Source organism: Cognatiyoonia sp. IB215446 (genome assembly GCF_033963825.1).
GTDB lineage: Bacteria > Pseudomonadota > Alphaproteobacteria > Rhodobacterales > Rhodobacteraceae > Yoonia.
The window spans coordinates 938,317-955,744 of record NZ_JAXBMD010000001.1; the positions used below are offsets into that span (position 1 = coordinate 938,317).

General features: G+C 59.1%; 16 protein-coding genes. 8 read left to right on the forward strand and 8 right to left on the reverse strand.

Features of this window, described 5'->3' with window-relative positions:
* The 4 genes from thrC to SLH49_RS04785 all read left to right on the forward strand — a co-directional run bounded on the left by thrC (position 1) and on the right by SLH49_RS04785 (position 5,643).
* The gene (gene thrC / locus SLH49_RS04770; RefSeq protein WP_320268007.1) at positions 1-1,386 is read left to right on the forward strand and encodes a threonine synthase; all 1,386 of its coding nucleotides are present in this window, start codon (positions 1-3) and stop codon (positions 1,384-1,386) included.
* A complete protein-coding gene (locus tag SLH49_RS04775) occupies positions 1,383-2,651 on the forward strand; it encodes a pitrilysin family protein (protein ID WP_320268008.1) in 1,269 nt (422 codons plus the stop codon). The genes thrC and SLH49_RS04775 overlap by 4 nt, the downstream gene beginning before the upstream one ends.
* Positions 2,651-3,235, forward strand: coding sequence for a GNAT family protein (locus SLH49_RS04780; protein WP_320268009.1), 585 nt, complete (start codon positions 2,651-2,653; stop codon positions 3,233-3,235). The genes SLH49_RS04775 and SLH49_RS04780 overlap by 1 nt, the downstream gene beginning before the upstream one ends.
* A gap of 995 nt (positions 3,236-4,230) precedes the next feature.
* Positions 4,231-5,643 (forward strand): FAD-binding oxidoreductase, encoded by a 1,413-nt coding sequence (locus SLH49_RS04785; protein WP_320268010.1) that lies wholly within the window; start codon positions 4,231-4,233, stop codon positions 5,641-5,643.
* An 86-nt stretch (positions 5,644-5,729) separates the two neighbouring features.
* Here the strand turns inward: SLH49_RS04785 and SLH49_RS04790 are convergent, their stop codons facing one another.
* A complete protein-coding gene (locus SLH49_RS04790; protein WP_320268011.1) occupies positions 5,730-6,260 on the reverse strand; it encodes an adenine phosphoribosyltransferase in 531 nt (176 codons plus the stop codon).
* 11 nt (positions 6,261-6,271) lie between these two features.
* A complete protein-coding gene (locus SLH49_RS04795; RefSeq protein WP_320268012.1) occupies positions 6,272-7,141 on the reverse strand; it encodes an S-methyl-5'-thioadenosine phosphorylase in 870 nt (289 codons plus the stop codon).
* Between the two features lie 168 nt (positions 7,142-7,309).
* On the opposite strand from SLH49_RS04795, the gene SLH49_RS04800 reads away from it, so the two are divergent.
* Positions 7,310-8,935, forward strand: coding sequence for a SulP family inorganic anion transporter (locus SLH49_RS04800; protein WP_320268013.1), 1,626 nt, complete (start codon positions 7,310-7,312; stop codon positions 8,933-8,935).
* A 97-nt stretch (positions 8,936-9,032) separates the two neighbouring features.
* On the opposite strand, the gene SLH49_RS04805 is transcribed toward SLH49_RS04800, so the two are convergent.
* The gene (locus tag SLH49_RS04805) at positions 9,033-9,641 is read right to left on the reverse strand and encodes a flavin reductase family protein (protein ID WP_320268014.1); all 609 of its coding nucleotides are present in this window, start codon (positions 9,639-9,641) and stop codon (positions 9,033-9,035) included.
* Positions 9,642-9,711: 70 nt separating this feature from the next.
* Between SLH49_RS04805 and SLH49_RS04810 the strand changes: the two genes are divergently transcribed.
* Entirely contained in the window at positions 9,712-10,209 is a 498-nt protein-coding gene (locus tag SLH49_RS04810) for an N-acetyltransferase (protein ID WP_320268015.1), read from the forward strand.
* Positions 10,210-10,244: 35 nt separating this feature from the next.
* Entirely contained in the window at positions 10,245-11,051 is an 807-nt protein-coding gene (locus SLH49_RS04815) for an EcsC family protein (protein ID WP_320268016.1), read from the forward strand.
* On the opposite strand, the gene ptsP is transcribed toward SLH49_RS04815, so the two are convergent.
* The 5 genes from ptsP to SLH49_RS04840 form a co-directional block, all read right to left on the reverse strand.
* On the reverse strand, positions 11,042-13,285 hold the full coding sequence (gene ptsP / locus SLH49_RS04820) for a phosphoenolpyruvate--protein phosphotransferase (protein ID WP_320268017.1): 2,244 nt from the start codon (positions 13,283-13,285) through the stop codon (positions 11,042-11,044). The genes SLH49_RS04815 and ptsP overlap by 10 nt on opposite strands.
* Before the next feature lie 36 nt (positions 13,286-13,321).
* On the reverse strand, positions 13,322-14,560 hold the full coding sequence (locus tag SLH49_RS04825; protein WP_320268018.1) for an aspartate kinase: 1,239 nt from the start codon (positions 14,558-14,560) through the stop codon (positions 13,322-13,324).
* A gap of 72 nt (positions 14,561-14,632) precedes the next feature.
* The gene (locus SLH49_RS04830) at positions 14,633-15,283 is read right to left on the reverse strand and encodes an SDR family NAD(P)-dependent oxidoreductase (protein ID WP_320268019.1); all 651 of its coding nucleotides are present in this window, start codon (positions 15,281-15,283) and stop codon (positions 14,633-14,635) included.
* A 10-nt stretch (positions 15,284-15,293) separates the two neighbouring features.
* Positions 15,294-15,698: a DUF1178 family protein gene (locus SLH49_RS04835; protein WP_320268020.1), complete on the reverse strand. Its 405-nt coding sequence runs from the start codon at positions 15,696-15,698 to the stop codon at positions 15,294-15,296.
* 62 nt (positions 15,699-15,760) lie between these two features.
* On the reverse strand, positions 15,761-16,225 hold the full coding sequence (locus tag SLH49_RS04840) for an NUDIX hydrolase (RefSeq protein WP_320268518.1): 465 nt from the start codon (positions 16,223-16,225) through the stop codon (positions 15,761-15,763).
* 43 nt (positions 16,226-16,268) lie between these two features.
* Here SLH49_RS04840 and SLH49_RS04845 point away from each other — a divergent pair, with 43 nt between their 5' ends.
* The gene (locus tag SLH49_RS04845; RefSeq protein WP_320268021.1) at positions 16,269-17,426 is read left to right on the forward strand and encodes an acetoin utilization protein AcuC; all 1,158 of its coding nucleotides are present in this window, start codon (positions 16,269-16,271) and stop codon (positions 17,424-17,426) included.
* Positions 17,427-17,428 lie beyond the last annotated feature (2 nt).

Below are 17,428 nucleotides of genomic sequence, written 5' to 3' on the forward strand. Positions count from 1 at the left end.
ATGAGCTATATTTCCACCCGCGGCGCAGCGCCCACGCTCAGTTTTGAAGAGGCGATGTTGACCGGATTGGCTCGCGATGGCGGCCTTTACGTGCCTGCCGAGGTTCCCGTTCTGACCCATGCGCAGATCGCAGCTATGGCCGGAAAGTCCTATGAAGAAGTCGCATTCGATGTCATGCGCCCCTTTATCGGCACGACATTTTCGGACGCTGAATTCAAGGCGCTGATCGATCAGGCCTATGCCGGATTTGGCCACGCGGCCCGCGCGCCATTGGTACAGATCGACAGCAATCACTTTCTGTTGGAACTGTTTCACGGGCCCACGCTCGCCTTCAAAGACTTTGCGATGCAACTCATCGGTCAGATGTTTCAGGCTGCACTCGGCCGGTCTGGCAGCCGTGTGACCATTGTCGGCGCCACGTCGGGCGATACCGGCTCTGCCGCGATTGAGGCGTTTCGCGGGCTTGAGGCGGTGGATGTCTTTATCCTTTACCCCAATGGGCGCGTCTCCGAAGTGCAGCGGCGCCAGATGACGACGCCGGTCGAGGCCAATGTGCACGCGCTGGCTGTTGACGGCGATTTCGATGATTGCCAGGCCGCCGTCAAAGACATGTTCAACGATTTCGCCTTCCGTGAAGAGGTGAAGCTGGCCGGTGTGAACTCCATCAACTGGGGGCGTGTGCTGGCGCAGGTGGTCTATTACTTTACCTCTGCTGTGAGCCTCGGCGCACCACATCGCGAGGTCAGCTTTACGGTGCCCACGGGTAATTTTGGTGATATCTTTGCAGGCTACATTGCCAAGCAAATGGGCCTGCCGATTGCCGATCTTGTGGTTGCCACAAACCGCAATGACATCTTGCACCGGACGCTTCAGACGGGCGCCTATACCAAAGAAGGCGTAGTTCCGACCATCAGCCCCTCTATGGATATTCAGGTGAGCTCAAACTTCGAACGCGCGCTTTTTGACGCTTATGGGCGCGATGGGATGGCGGTCGCTGGTCAGATGGATGACCTCAAGAAAGGTGGGTTTGAGATCAGCCAGGGCGCCTATCAGATGCTCAAGGACACGTTTAAATCGGGCCGCGCATCGGAAGAGGAGACAAGTGCCGCGATCCAGCGCTATCTGGCAAATCATGGTGAACTCCTCTGCCCGCATACCGCGGTCGGTGTGCATGTTGCCGAGGCGCATCTGGGCGAAACACCTATGGTCACACTCGCTACCGCCCACCCAGCAAAGTTCCCCGATGCGGTCAAGGCGGCAAGCGGCGTTACGGCACCTCTTCCCCCGCGGATGGCTGATTTGTATGACCGGCAAGAACGCCTGACACCGGTGGCCAATGATCTGGCGGCGCTGCAGGCCGTCATCAGGGATCGGATTGCGCGTTGACAATTGAACTTCATACCTTGCCCAACGGCTTCCGGATCGTGACCGAAGATATGCCGGGGCTGAAGTCAACCAGCATTGGCATCTGGGTGCAGGCCGGTGGGCGGCATGAGCGGGCCGACCAGAACGGCATCGCGCATTTCCTGGAACATATGGCGTTTAAGGGCACCAAGACCCGCAGCGCATTGCAGATTGCCGAGGCGATCGAGGATGTGGGCGGCTACATCAACGCCTATACGAGCCGCGAGATGACGGCCTATTACGCCCGCGTTCTGGAAGACGACGTCGCTTTGGGTCTGGATGTTATCGCCGATATCCTGCTCAACCCGGTTTTCGACCCTGCCGAGATAGAGATTGAGCGCGGTGTGATCCTGCAGGAAATCGGTCAGGCACTCGACACACCTGACGATATCATCTTCGACTGGCTGCAAGAGGTCGCCTATCCCGATCAGGCGCTGGGCCGGACGATCCTTGGCCCCTCAGAAAGAGTGAGCGCGTTCCGTCGCGATGATCTGCAAAGCTTTGTCGCAGAGCATTACGGTCCCAACCAGATGATCCTTGCGGCGGCTGGAGCCATTGATCACGAGGCGATTGTCAGGCAGGCCGAGGCCCTATTCGGGCATCTTGCGCCTGTGACCCGCGCGCCGCATACGCTGCAACCTGCCGCTTTTGCGGGCGGAGAGCGGCGCGAGATGAAACCGTTGGAACAGGTGCACTTTGCCTTGGCGCTCGAGGGGCCGACCTACCGCGACCCCGCGATCTACACCGCGCAAATCTATGCCAGCGCGATGGGCGGCGGCATGTCTTCGCGCTTGTTCCAGGAGGTGCGGGAAAATCGTGGCCTTTGCTATACGATCTTTGCGCAGGCTGGCGCCTATGAGGATACCGGCCTCACAACCATCTATGCAGGCACAAGTGCAGCTCAAATCGCTGAACTCGCCCATATCACCATGGATGAGATGAAGCGCGCCGCCTCTGATATGACTGCAGCGGAGGTTGCGCGCGCAAGGGTGCAGATGAAAGCCGGACTGCTGATGGGGCTGGAAAGCCCATCAAACAGAGCAGAGCGTTTGGCGCGGCTCCTGTCGATCTGGGAAAGGGTGCCCAGCCTTGACGAAACGATTGAACGGATTGATGCGGTGACAACCGGCGACGTGAAGGACTTTGCTGGTCAGATGGCGGGCCAAGCCGGGACTGCCATGGCGCTTTACGGACCCGCCGAGGCCGCACCAACATTGGATGCGTTGCGAGCCAGATTGGCCGCGTGATGCTGGGCGCCAAACGGAAAGTCCGGATTGAGGCCGAACGGCTCACCCTACGCCCGCCCATGCACAGCGATTTTCGCGTCTGGAGCGCGTTGCGCGCGGAAAGCCGCGACTTTCTGACCCCGTGGGAGCCGACCTGGGCGAGCGACCATCTTACCCGCAAGGCCTTCACCAATCGGGTCTATTGGGCGCAACGCTCAATTGCCAATGGCACCGCAATGCCGCTTTTCATGTTTCGCCGTTCTGATGATGCACTGGTGGGTGCGATCACGCTTGACCACATCAAACGCGGTCCCGCCCAATCAGGGATCACGGGGTACTGGATCGGGGCGCATTATGCACGCCAGGGATTCATGCGCGAAGCGATCAAAGCGGTTGTGCATCATGCGTTTACCGTGATGGACCTGAGCCGGATCGAGGCGGGCTGTCTGCCTGAGAACACCGCGTCACGCCGGCTGTTGGAGCAATGCGGTTACAAATACGAAGGCGTCGCGCAAAGCTATCTTCAGATCAACGGGCGTTGGCGCAACCATGTGCTCTACGCCAATCTGCGACACGACAGGCGCGGCAAAACTGACGTTGGTTAGAACAAATCGTGCATCCGCCCCAACACATCCATCTTGTCGATAAAGGTGGACTACCCACATCTCCGCAGTTGCTGCGGCGAGTAGGCCATGATCACAATCCATACCAGCGCGGTCGATGCCTTTACCGGTAGAGATAGAACTTTTGCGAGCCATTGGAGGCCGGCTCGCAGGATGTCACCCACATCGACCATCCAGAACAGGATCAACTAACCGACAAATTGCGTGATCATCTTGCGGGCTGCATCGAACACGTCGCGCATTTAGACATGGAACAACTCAAATCGCGCACGGCACATGGCGGTCCGTTGCTCACTTTACGAATTGCACCAACTGCGCCCGCCAGTCCTCAACTTGAGAGTGTTGGCGACCCGGCATGGAGTTAGCTAGCGCATGAAATTCTCCCGCACTGTCAACGGGAAGACAATGGCGACAGCCGATACGGAGCCCCGCATCGTCCGCCGCGGCAATCTGCAGCAAGAAAGTGACCGTCATTGTCGATCCGCAAATGCCGGGTTTCGATAATAAGAAGGACAACTTCTAGATCAACGTTAGCGAGGCATCTGAAACCTTCGATCAGCACGTGCATATTTCGCGGTCTTGAAGACATCGAATAGCGATTACAGGGTGATCATGGCGATGGCTTAGTACGATCTGGTTTGCCTCATCGGGTGTGGCATCCTCTGCTACTGCCCGCGCGACTCGTCCGATTACAGGGGTTCGGTTGCGGATGTCGTACGCACAAGAAGTAATTTCGTCGAATATCACGAACTTGCCGTGCAATGCATCAAGCGGATTAAGGATGTCGTAGGCGCGTAGAGGGTGATCGCGGGATCCGATTTGGGGATTCGAGGCCACTTCCGGCCTTGGCGCAATAGATCCAGAGATTGCCTATGCAAAGCACGGCGCTTTGTCGTAAGGGGCGGCAAAGGCGGTCTGAAATCGGGTTGGACTGGTGCCCCTTTTGGCCCATGTAGAGGGCTGAAAGGACGTCGAAAATGCTCAATCCTGTGACCGATGATTTTGCTGCCAAGCTGCGTGACATACTGCCCGCCGCGGCGTTCAAAGAGGATGACGCGCCGTATCTGAGCGAACCGCGCGGGCGTTGGACGGGGCATGGTTTGGTTATCGCGCCTGGCTCGCCCGAAGAGGTTGCTGCCGTCATAAAGAGTTGTGCCGATGATCGTGTCGGCATCGTGCCCTACGGAGGCGGCACAGGCCTTGTCGGTGGCCAATTGCTACAGGATGGACCTGCGCCAGTTGTCCTGTCGCTTGAACGCATGAACCGTATCCGCGAGGTCTATCCGGTTGAAAATGTTTTGGTTTGTGATGCGGGCGTGATCCTCGCCGATGTGCAAAAGGCGGCGGAGGATGCGGGGCGGCTGTTCCCTTTGTCGCTCGCCTCGGAAGGGTCTGCGCGGATTGGTGGGCTGCTTTCAACCAACGCGGGCGGTGTGAACGTACTGCGCTACGGCAATGCCCGCGCGCAATGTCTGGGGTTGGAGGTTGTGCGGCCGGACGGGTCGATCTGGCACGGGCTGACGCGGCTGCGCAAAGACAATACCGGCTATGACCTGCGTAACCTGATGATCGGGGCGGAAGGAACACTGGGGATCATCACGGGTGCGGCTCTGAAGCTCAGCCCTCGTCCGGCCAGTATTGGCGCGGCGATGATAGCTGTGCCGTCGCCTCGGGCCGCGCTGGAACTTCTGGCGCTGGCAGGCGATCAGATAGGCGAAGGGGTCTCAGCCTTCGAGATCATTCATCGTCAGGGGTTTGATTTTCTTGCGGAAGTCGGGCCGGACGTTCGGGTGCCCTTCGACGACGTGCCAGAATGGTGCGTGCTGATTGATGTCGGTCTGCCTGCTGGATTGGCGCCCGAGGAGGCACTGGAAAACCTGTTTGTTGAGGCGTCCGAGCGGAGCCTCGTTAGTGACGGCGTGATCGCACAGAACATGGCACAGCGTGGTGATTTCTGGCATATCCGTGAAAGTATTCCTGAGGCCAATCGCCGGATTGGATCGGTCAGTTCGCATGATATCTCGGTGCCCCTAAGCGCCATCCCCGCCTTCATTCAGCGCGCCCCGCAACGCCTTGCAGAGATTGGCGTATTTCGGATCAACTGCTTTGGTCACCTTGGCGATGGAAACCTGCATTACAACGTGTTCCCGATGCCGGGGCTAAGCCGCGCCGATTACGAGGCAGAGCGCCAACTCGTGAAACGGATGGTCCATGATCTCGTCCACGAGATGGACGGGTCGGTCAGCGCGGAACACGGTGTCGGGCGGCTGAAGGTGGATGATCTGGAACGTTACGGCGATCCGGCCAAGCTGGTCATGCTGCGCAGCGTCAAGGATGCGCTTGACCCATTGGGGATCATGAACCCCGGAGCTGTCCTAAAGCAGGTCTGATCCAAAGGAGCGCCTGCGGCGCAAGACATGTTTTGACGCAGATGGCGTCGACGGCGCGTTTGTTGCGCCGCCATACGTGCGGATCGCTAGTCGCCATCAAAAGCGCAAAGTGCGTGGACGTTCATATTCAATGCTTCCAGCCTCTTGCGCCCGCCCAGATCGGGCAAGTCGATCACGAATGCGCAGCCCATGACCTCCGCTCCCATCCGTTCGATCAACTTGATGCCCGCCTCTGCCGTTCCGCCTGTCGCCAATAGGTCATCAACCAGCAGGATTTTCTCGCCTGCCTGCATTGCATCGTCATGCACCTCCATCACCGCGTCGCCATATTCCAGCGTATAGGCTTGTTCGATGGTCTTGCCGGGCAGCTTTCCTTTTTTGCGCACCGGGACAAAGCCCACGGAAAGCTGGTGGGCAATCGCCCCGCCGAGGATAAACCCGCGCGCCTCGAGGCCTACAACCTTGTCGATAGGCTGACCCGCATAAGGATGCAGCAACTGGTCGATAGCAATGCGAAAGCCACGCGGGTCGGCGAACAGGGTTGTGACATCGCGGAACATGATCCCTTCATGTGGAAAATCGGGGATGGTGCGGATGTAGTCTTGGACAGTTTTCATCAGGTTACCTTTTACAGAACGCGACCGGCGACGGCGTCAAGTTTGGCGACAAGTGCGGGATCTCGTTTGTCGGGAGCCGTCATGATAGCGTAATCAAGCGCACGGTCGCAGCCATGCGGACAGGGAGCACGGTCGGGGCCGAGAAGGGCGGGCAACCGCCCGACGAGGTCTTGCGCCTTGGTGCCATTGCCCTGCAGGGTTTGGATGACCTCGTTGACATCCACAGCACCATGATCAGGGTGCCAACTGTCGTAATCGGTCACCATCGCGATGGAAGCGTAACAAATCTCGGCTTCGCGGGCGAGCTTGGCCTCGGGCATATTGGTCATACCGATAACGTCACAGCCCCATTCGCGGTACATCTTGCTTTCGGCTTGTGACGAAAACTGCGGCCCTTCCATCGCCAGATAAGTGCCACCCCTATGCACCTTGATCCCCGCATCGCGCGCGGCGATCTCGCATGCGTCCGAAAGCCGAGGACAAGTGGGATGGGCGACGCTGACATGAGCGACACAACCGGTGCCGAAGAACGACTTGTCCCGCGCAAAAGTACGGTCGATGAACTGGTCGACAATGACAAAATCGCCCGGCGCCATTTCTTCGCGAAAAGACCCGCAGGCGCTGACGCTGACAATATCAGTGACGCCCAATCGTTTAAGCGCGTCGATATTTGCGCGGTAAGGCACGGTCGTCGGCGCATAGACATGACCGCGCCCGTGGCGCGGCAGGAACACCATGTCGACACCATCCAACACGCCGGTCAGAACATCATCAGATGGGTCGCCCCAAGCGCTTTCAACACGCGTCCAGGTTGCGTCCTGCAGCCCGTCCATATTGTAAATGCCAGAGCCGCCGATAATTCCGATTTTGGTTTGCATCAATCCTCTCGCATTCACCTGTCAGCAGGACACTGAATGGGAATGAATGAAATGTGAAGCCCGCGTGCCCCATGCGCCGCAACATTGCGTCAAAGGATCAATTGTTGGGTGACAAACTGGGCATCCTCGGTTACGGCGGCGGCAATAACCCCCGAATTGATAGGATGCCCGATGGCCCGCGCCCTTTTGGCGAGTTTCGCCGATAACCTTTCGCTTTCCGATCCCGATGCGCCGCTGACGCCGGGGCAATGGCGTGTTGAGATATTGTCCGGGCTGACGGTCGCTTTGGCGCTGGTGCCGGAGGCTGTCGCTTTCGCCTTTGTCGCGGGTGTTGAGCCGCTCGTCGGGCTTTATGCGGCCTTCATCGTGGGGTTGATCACAGCGCTTTTCGGGGGGCGGCCCGGCATGATTTCGGGCGCCACGGGCGCATTGGCGGTTGTGATGGTCAGCCTCGTGGCGCAGCACGGGGTCGAGTACCTCTTTGCCACTGTTGTCCTTATGGGGCTCATCCAGATTTTCGTTGGCATCATGCGTTGGGGCAAATTCATCCGGCTGGTGCCGCATCCGGTGATGCTGGGGTTCGTGAATGGCCTCGCTATTGTGATTTTCCTGGCGCAATTGGGCCAGTTTCAGGTGCCGGGCACTGCGCATGGAGGCGGTGGGCATGGGATGGCCAATGGTGAATGGTTGTCGGGCATGCCGCTTTATCTGATGCTGGCACTTGTGGCGCTGACCATGGCGGTCATCTGGGTGATGCCGAAGCTGACCAGTGCCGTACCAGCCCCGCTTGCCGGGATCGCTGTTGTGGCAGCGATTGTCATCGGTTTCGGCCTGGATACGCCGCTTGTTGGCGATCTGGCGAGTATTGAGGGCGGGTTGCCACCGTTTCATATCCCGGTGGTGCTGCTGACCTGGGAGACGCTAGAGATCATCCTGCCTTACGCACTGATCCTCGCTGCGATTGGCTTGATCGAGAGCCTTCTGACCTTGAACCTTGTGGGTGAAATGACCGGCAAACGCGGCGGCGCCAGCCAGGAATGCCTTGCCCAAGGGGCGGCCAATACTGTCACGGGGTTCTTCGGTGGCATGGGGGGATGCGCGATGATCGGGCAATCGATGATCAACGTGAAATCCGGTGGCCGGACCCGCGTGGCGGGTGTTGCGGCGGCCTTGTTTTTGCTGGCCTTCATCCTGTTTGCCAGCAGCCTGATTGAGCAAATCCCGCTGGCGGCTCTGGTCGGCGTGATGTTCATGGTAGTCATCGGCACCTTCGCGTGGAATTCTCTGCGCATCTTGCGCAAAGTGCCGCGCACCGATGCGTTCGTGACAATCCTTGTGACCATCGTGACGGTCGCAACCGACCTCGCCACGGCGGTTGTGGTCGGCGTCATTGTCTCCGCACTGGCCTACGCTTGGAGCAACGCGACCCGCATCCACGCGATCAAGCGCGAAAGCCGGACTGAGGCTGGGGCGCAGGTTTATGAAATCCAAGGGCCGCTCTTTTTCGGGTCGTCTGACGGCTTCATGGAGATTTTCGATGTCGCAAGTGACCCGGACGTCGTCATCATCGACTTTGCAGCCAGTCGTGTTGCGGACCAGTCGGCTTTGCAGGCGATTGAGGCCGTTGCGCAAAAGTACGAAGACGCAGGCAAGACGATTCAACTGCGCCATCTGAGCCGTGATTGCCACAAGCTACTGTCCAAGGCGGGGCATCTTATGGTCGATAGCGACGATGATCCGGATTATGCGCTAGCCGTCGATTACGGCGTGCGCACGGGGATCATCGGCGGACATTGACGCGGGAGGTGTCAGACTTTTTCAGAAAAGTCTGAGCAAAATCCTTCGAAGGATTTTGTCCAATTCCTGTGCCAGGAATTGGATCAGGGTACGTGACTCAGCTGTCATCCGGCCTTTGCAGGCTGAACACCTCCCGGATCACCGAATAGTCCCGGTAACCAAGCCGCGTCAGCGGGTTGAAGGTGGTGACATCAAACTTTCCATCGATGATGCAATCATCGCGCAGATGCACACCGGTCACCTCGCCGAAGACGGCGAAATTCGCTTCGCCCGGGAGCTGGATAATTTGCGTCAGCTTGCATTCCAGCGTCGCGGGTGCATTGGCGACGCGTGGGCAGGGAATGGTCTCGCATTCTGCCTTTTCCACACCAGTGAGGGCGAACTCATCCGTCTCCCGCTCCCACGGGCCAGAGGTTTGGTTCATGATATCGCGCGCCGCATACTCCACTATATTGACGGCAAACACGCCGGTGTCGCGAATATTGGCGACACTGTCCTTGGTGCCATCGCGATCCGGTTTGGCACTGGTTGAGGCGAACATGACCTGCGGCGGGACATAGGCGACGGCATTGAAGAACGAATAGGGGGCGAGGTTGTCGCTCCCGTCGGTTCCGCGTGTGGCGATCCATGCGATGGGACGCGGGGCCACCACAGCGTTAAAGGGATTGTGGGGCAGGCCGTGCCCCTCTTTCGGTTCATAGAACATAGTGTGGTCTTTTCGTCTGGTTTGCCAAGGGGTAGCCTCAGTTCAGACCTTTGGCCAGACGAAAGACAAGATGCAGCAAACGGCGATGGTGTTGGCCGAGGAAACGCCCGAGGATTGGTGGGAAGTGGAGGCGCTTTACGATCTTTGCTTCGCGCCGGGCCGCTCAGCGCTGTCGTCGTATCGGCTACGCGAAGGGGTCGATCCGATCAGCGCGCTTTGTCTGACAGCGCGCGATCCTGAGGGGATCCTCGCCGGTGCGGTGCGTAACTGGCCCGTGAGGATTGGCTCTGCTGAAGCAGTGTTGCTTGGGCCGATTGCCGTGCATCCCACACGTCAGGGCGAGGGGTTGGCGGCGTTGCTGATGTGGGAATGTCTAAGCAAAGCACGGCAAGCCGGTTGGCAGCGCATTATTCTTGTCGGGGATGCGCCGTATTATGGCCGATTTGGCTTCACGAAATTGAACGGCATCACCATGCCACCACCCACCAATCCCCATCGCGTGTTGGGGCTCGCCCTGACAGATGGGGCGTGGGCTGGGGTCACAGGGCAGGTAACCCGCATTCGTTGATTGAAATTCTAACCTTTGGATACCATGTCAGTGTCATGAGCGATGCTGATCTTACTCTCAAAGAGGTCAATCCGGCCAATCCGCCGCAACCCCTGACTGACGATGCGCGGGCTGAGATTACCGAAATCGCCCAACGCCAAAAGCGTGCCAACGGGGTGCTGATGTCGGCCATCAACTTTGTTGGCGGACAGGTCGAAGATAGCCTGAAGCTATTGCCGAAATCCACACGCGCGCAGGTCGATGCACTGGCGCGCAAAGCGTTGCGGCAAAGCTTTGATGTGGCGCATGCGTCACGGCAGGGCGCGGGCAGCAATATCGGGTCTGATCGCCTGCATAAGCTCGTAGGCACTGTGTCGGGTGCTGTGGGTGGTCTTGGCGGGCTGCCGACCGCTCTGGCTGAGTTGCCGGTCACGACAACGGTTATCTTCCGCGCCGTTCATCACGTGGCGACCGAATATGGCGAAGACCCTGACGCCCCAGAAACACGTATGGAATGTCTCGCCGTTTTTGGCGCCGGTGGACCCGGCAGTGCGGATGACGGGGTTGACACGGCACTTATCGGCGCGCGGCTCAGCATTACCGGCGCTGCTGTGAACGGATTGATCGGGCGGGTTGCGCCGCGTTTTGCGGCAGTTCTCTCACAGAAACTCGCCAGCCAGGCGGTGCCGGTGCTGGGTGCGGCGGCGGGTGCTGGTACGAATTACGCGTTCATCGACTACTACGTCGCCATGGCACACGTCCATTTTGGTCTGCGACGTCTGGCCCGCATCTATGGCGAAGAGGCCGTGTTGGACGAATTCCACCGCGTTCTCGCCGCGGCAAAGGTCCCTGTTCAGACCTGATAGACCAGCCAATCCGCCACGGCGCGCCGCACGGATTGATCGCCCTTGGCAATGGCTTCGTCCATCACCGCCTTGACCTCATCCAAGTTCACGCGCCGCAACAGGTGCTTGACCGGTCCGATTGAGGCCGGGCGCATCGACAGCGTGCGCAAACCAAGCGCCGCGAAGCACAGTGCCTCGACCGGTCGCCCCGCATCTTCGCCACAGAAGGACAGATGCGTGTTGGTGGCTTTGCACCGTTTCACGACCTGTTCGATCAGCGACAGGAAGCTGACATCAAGCGTGTCATAGCGTTTGCGCACCCGCTCATTCTCGCGGTCGGCGGCAAAGAAGAATTGTTTGAGGTCATTGCCGCCGATGGAGAGGAAATCGACCTCTTCGAAGAAGGCCTCGGGCGCGAAGGCGAGCGATGGTGTTTCGAGCATTGCGCCAACTTCCAACGCGCTGGGTAGAGTGTGGCCCAGCTTGGTTTCGCGCGCGATGGCCTTGTCCATCTCGGCCCGCGCGGCGCGGAACTCACTGAGTTGGGTGATGAATGGGAACATCACCGTTAGCGGTGCACCATCGGCGGCGCGAAGCAGCGCCTGCAATTGCATGCGCAGCACGCCCGGTTTGTCGAGACCCACGCGGATCGCCCGCCATCCCATGGCTGGGTTGGGTTCGTCATTGGGTTTCATGTAAGGCAGGACCTTGTCCGACCCAATATCAAGGGTGCGGAAGGCCACGCGTTTGCCATTGGCCGCCCGCAGAACCCGTGCATAAAGCGCCGACAATTCGGACCGGCGGGGCATCTGGTTGCGCACCAGAAACTGCAATTCCGTACGAAAGAGGCCCACGCCTTCAGCGCCTGACCCTTCCAGCGATGGCAGATCAGCGATCAGTCCGGCATTCATGTGAAGCGACACGACGCTGCCGCATTTCGCCTGCGCCTTCAGGTCTCGGATCGAGGCATAGCGTTCCTGTGCGCGGGTCTGCATCGCAATCTTGTCGCGAAAGGCACCAAGCACGGTCTCATCGGGTCGCAAATGCGCGATCCCCTGTTCGCCATCCACAAGGATCGTGTCGCCATTGAGCGCCTCTCGGGTGACACCGCGCGCATTGATGACAAGCGGGATCGCCCAGGCACGCGCCACGATAGTCGCATGGCTGCCGACGGAACCTTCCTCTAGCACAATTCCTTTGATCTTCTTGCCGTACTCCAACAGCTCACCCGGGCCGATATTGCGGGCGACGAGGATTGGATTGTCGGGCATGTCGGCCTGCAGATCGACGCCCTGGCCGGTCAGGATGCGCAGAAGCCGATTGGAAAGATCGTCAAGATCATGCAGGCGCTCGCGCAAGTATGCATCGCCGGACCGTGCCATCCGCGCGCGGGCATGCGATTGTTCTTTCTCGACAGCTGCCTCTGCCGAAAGCCCGTTTTCGATGTCGGCCTTCATGCGCCGCAACCAACTGCCGGAATTGGCGAACATCCGATAGGCCTCAAGCACTTTGGCCTGTTCGGGGTCGACGCTGCGGGCACCTTTCAGCATGTCATCGATCGATTGGCGCAATTCGTCAATCGCACCAACAAGGCGGTTATGCTCAGTCTCCGGGTCGTCCGAGATCGGGTTTGTGACGACAACGCGGGGTTCGTGCAGGAACACCTGGCCCTCGCTCGCCCCTTCTTGCGCGATTGATCCCCGCAGCAGAACCGGCTGCTGATGACGGGCTGAAAGGGCAGCACCGGCGCCCACAAAGGCACCAAGTTCGGTCATTTCGGCAATGACCATCGCAACGATCTCGAGCGCGTAAACCTCATCGGGCGTGTATTCGCGTGCCGCCTTGGATTGGACGACGAGAACGCCAAGCACCTCTCCCAGTCGTTGGATCGGGACGCCGCAGAAGGACGAAAACCGCTCTTCCCCGGTCTCGGGCATGTAGCGGAACCCTTTTTCAGCGGGGGCGTCGGCGGTGTTGATGACGGTCCGGTTCTTGGCCGTACGCCCGACCAGACCCTCGCCAAGACGCATCCGGGTCTGATGCACGGCCTCTTCCTGAAGGCCCTTGGTCGCGCAAAGCTCAAGCGTGTCGGCGTCACGGAACAGATAGATTGAGCAGACCTCGGTCTGCATGGAATCGCCGATCAGTTCGACCACTTTATTCAGACGGGCCTGACCTTCGGTGTCGCTTGCCAAAGCGGCACGCAGACGCCCCAAAAGCTTGCGGCTTTCGCTTTCGAACCGATGTGGCATTGGTCCCCCGTCACACGGCCGGACCCCGTCTTTGGATCAGGCCGCTTTTTCTAATTCGAACGCATCATGAAGGGCTTGGACCGCAAGTTCCATGTATTTTCGATCGATCAGGACGGAAATCTTTATCTCAGAGGTTGTAATGACCTTAATGTTGATCCCCTCATCGTGGAGTGCCTTAAACATTTGCGCGGCCACACCGGCATGGCTGCGCATGCCGATCCCCACGACCGAGACCTTGGCGACGGCATCATCTGTGACCAAATCATGGAAGTTGATATCACCCGCTGACTTGGCCTCTTCCATCGCGCGCGCGGCGCGCAGCACCTGATCGATAGGGCAAGAGAAGGTCATGTCGGTGCGCCCTTCTTCCGAGATGTTCTGAACAATCATGTCCACATTCACGCCTGCTTCGGAAAGCGGGCCGAAGATCGCGGCGGCGATGCCGGGTCGGTCCGCGACCGAGATCAGGGTCATCTTCGCCTCATCGCGGGAATAGGCCACACCGGCCACGACATTGGATTCCATGATTTCCTCCTCGTCACAGACAAGCGTTCCGGCGCTGTCTGACGGTTCTTCGAATGATGAAAGGACGCGCAGGCGCACCTTGTAGCGCATCGCAAGCTCGACCGAGCGGGTCTGCAGGACCTTGGCGCCAAGCGAGGCAAGTTCCAGCATTTCCTCAAACGCGATGCGGTCCAATTTGCGCGCTTTCGATGCGATCCGCGGGTCTGTGGTGTAGACACCATCGACATCCGTGTAGATGTCGCACCGTTCCGCACCAAAGGAGGCGGCAAATGCAACGGCGGTAGTGTCCGAGCCGCCGCGCCCAAGGGTCGAAATCCGTCCTTCGGCACTGAGCCCTTGAAAACCGGCTACGACAGCGACACGCATGCCCTCAGCGAATTTGGCGTTGATATTGTCGGTCGGGATTTCTTCGATCCGGGCGCTGGAATGGGCGGAGGTTGTTTTCAAGGGCACTTGCCAGCCCTGCCAGGACCGCGCCGGTATATCCATTTCCTGCAGTCGCAGCGCCATCAGCCCGGCAGTCACATTCTCACCGGATGAAACGATCGCATCATATTCGCGCGCGTCATAAAGGGGCGAGGTCTCTTCCACCCATCCGACCAGTTCATTGGTTTTGCCTGACATGGCCGAGACGATGACGATCACGTCATAGCCATTGGCCACCTCGCGTGCCACGCGTTTTGCCGCCCGTGCGATCCGGTCGAGATTGGCCACGGAAGTGCCACCAAATTTCATCACAAGCGTCGGCATGGGTCGTCCTAAAGGCAACAGCGGTACTTATCCGCGCTTCCTTTAAAGAGGCCGGTGATGAAGGGCAAACGGTTAGTAGGCGTGCGCCTGACCATCCCAGGTTTCAAAACAGCCCGTCGTTTCGATGCTGAGGGCCGCGAAACGGTCCATCAGGCCGCGTCTTGCAGTGTCCACATCAATCTCTGCTGTTGCGCCACCCATATCGGTTTGTACCCAGCCGGGGTGGTAGATGCCCACGCTGATCCCTTCGGGCCGCAGATCGGTGGCGAGGTTGCGCCCAAGGTTCAACACCGCAGCCTTACTCGCACGGTAGATATAGCTGCCGCCAGGCGCGCGTGTATGTGAGGCCATTTGTGACGAGATGATCGCGATTCTGGCATCTTGCGCAGCCCGCAGATGGGGCAGCAGATGCTGGATTGTCAGAAACACGCCGGTCACATTGGTGGCAAACCCCTCGGCCCACATCGCAGCACTGTAGCCATGATCAAGTGTCTGGCCCTTATCGGGATAGATACCCGCATTGCAGATCAGCAGATCAAGCGCTGTTCCCTCAAGTGCCTCGGCAAGCCGTGCATGTGCGGCGGGATCGGTCACATCCAGTTCCCGCATCGCCCCGGCGTCAGCCTGCCGATGCGTTCCGATGATGTTCTGGCCTTGGGCGGCATAGCCATCAAACAGCGCTTTGCCGATACCACGATTTGCGCCGGTGATCAGAATGTTCATCGCAGACCGCCTAGTTCGTCTTTTTGCTGGGGACAAAGGGCAGGGGCATCACGGGGATACCGTCATCCAACAGTTTCTTGGCCTCATTGAACTTGGCCTCACCATAGATCGGCCGTTCGGGGGTGAGCCCGTCATGCATATCCCGCGCTTCCTTGGCGAAGGAGGTCCCGACATAGTCGGAGTTCTCCTCGACCTTCTTGCGGAATGCAGCCAGTGCCGCCTCGGTCTGCTTGGGTGCCGTGATCTGCGAGGATGTGCTGACCGCAGGCGCCATGATGGATTTCGTCACCGAGGTTGAGCCGCATGCAGTGCAGGTCACCATGCCACCGGCAACCAGCTTGTCAAAAGCAGCGCCCGACTGGAACCAGCTTTCAAATTCATGACCCTGGTCGCATTTGAGGTGAAATTTGATCATCGCATCCTGAGTGTTGACAGCATTCGACTAATTAAGCGTTTTCAAAACCGGTGCAAGTTTTGCTAACGTAGCGTTTTCTTGGGTTTGAATGTGGCGACGATCCGTTTCAGCTCGGGCTCGGAGAGTTTCTTGACCGCCTTGCGCTGGCTGAACCATTTGCGGCGGCGTTCATGCTTTTCCGGCCATTTGCTGTGCACGTTCCTGACGTGAAGCGGGTAGACCAGCGTGACAATCGGGGCATTGTCCACCTTTTGTGGCTTGCTGTAGGTGTAAACGCCGAGGCATTGATCTACGGCATCGCCGCTTAGCCCGGCCTCTTCAAAGGCCTCTGTCGCCGCGGCATTGGCTGGCGTTTGTTTATGCATCGGCCAGCCTTTGGGGATGATCCAGCGTTTGCGGGTCCGGCTCGTGATCAGGCAAATTTCCAGCCGCCCGTTCTTCACGCGCCAGCAAAGTGCGGCAAACTGCGCTCGTGCATCGGTTTTCCGCCCGGTGCGCAATTTCAGCGGAAGTTGTCGCACAGTCATATTCACCGTGGTTCCTGTTACACTTTAAGTTACATCCGCTTCTATGACGCAAACTTCCCATGTCACCGCAGGTCCGGCAACCCCCGCGCCGAGATTTATCGGCTCTGAGATATATCGGCATTCGAGCTACGGCGCCTGGCACCCCTTGCGCGTGCCGCGTGTGTCGACGGTGATGGATCTTTGCCGCGCGATGGGCTGGTTGCCGCCTGCGCAATTCATCGTCAGCCCGCGCGCCAAGCCTGCGGCTTTGATGGGTTTTCATACGCCCGCCTATATCGCGGCCCTTCAAGCGGCAGAGGCCGCGCAAAGGGTGAGCGACGATGTTCGCGCGCGCCATGGGTTAGGCACTCCCTCCAATCCAGTTTTTCCAGAGATGTATCGCAGACCAGCCACGTCAGCGGGTGCGTCCTTGCTTGCAGGCGAGCTTTTGGCCCGTGGAGGTGTCATCTATTCGCCTGCAGGCGGCACACATCACGGATTGCCGGACCGTGCCAATGGCTTTTGCTATCTGAATGACCCTGTTCTTGCGATCCAGTCGCTGCGGCGCAACGGCGCGTCGCGCATCGCCTATGTCGATATCGATGCGCATCATGCGGATGGCGTTGAGTTCGCATTCGAAAACGACCCTGACACCTTGCTGATTTCTGTGCATGAGGTGAACCGTTGGCCCCGCTCAGGCGCGCTCGCGGATCGTGGTGCGGGGCAGGTCTTTAACCTGCCGGTTCCTGCGGGAATGAACGACACCGATATGGCTTTCATTCGCGACGAGCTGATTTTGCCTTGCGTGGCGGCGTTCGACCCCGATGCGATTGTTCTGCAATGCGGGGCCGACGCGGTGGCCGAAGACCCGCAATCGCGTCTGACCCTGTCAAACAATGCGCATTGGGCGATTGTCGCAGCACTCAGACCTTTGGCGCCGCGTTATCTGGTTCTGGGTGGTGGTGGCTACAACCCTTGGTCTGTTGGCCGTTTGTGGTCGGGCGTCTGGGCCACGTTGAATGGGCAGGAGATCCCGGAGAAATTGCCAGAGCTTGCCAGAGACGTGCTCGCGGCGTTGCATTGGGACGGACCGCAGCGGCGGATCATGCCGCAGGAGCATTGGATCACCACTTTGCGTGACCGCCCACGGGATGGACCCATCCATGAAGATATCCGTGATGGCGTGAATGTTCTGGCAAGTCGTCGCGCGGCGTGGGCCTAAGA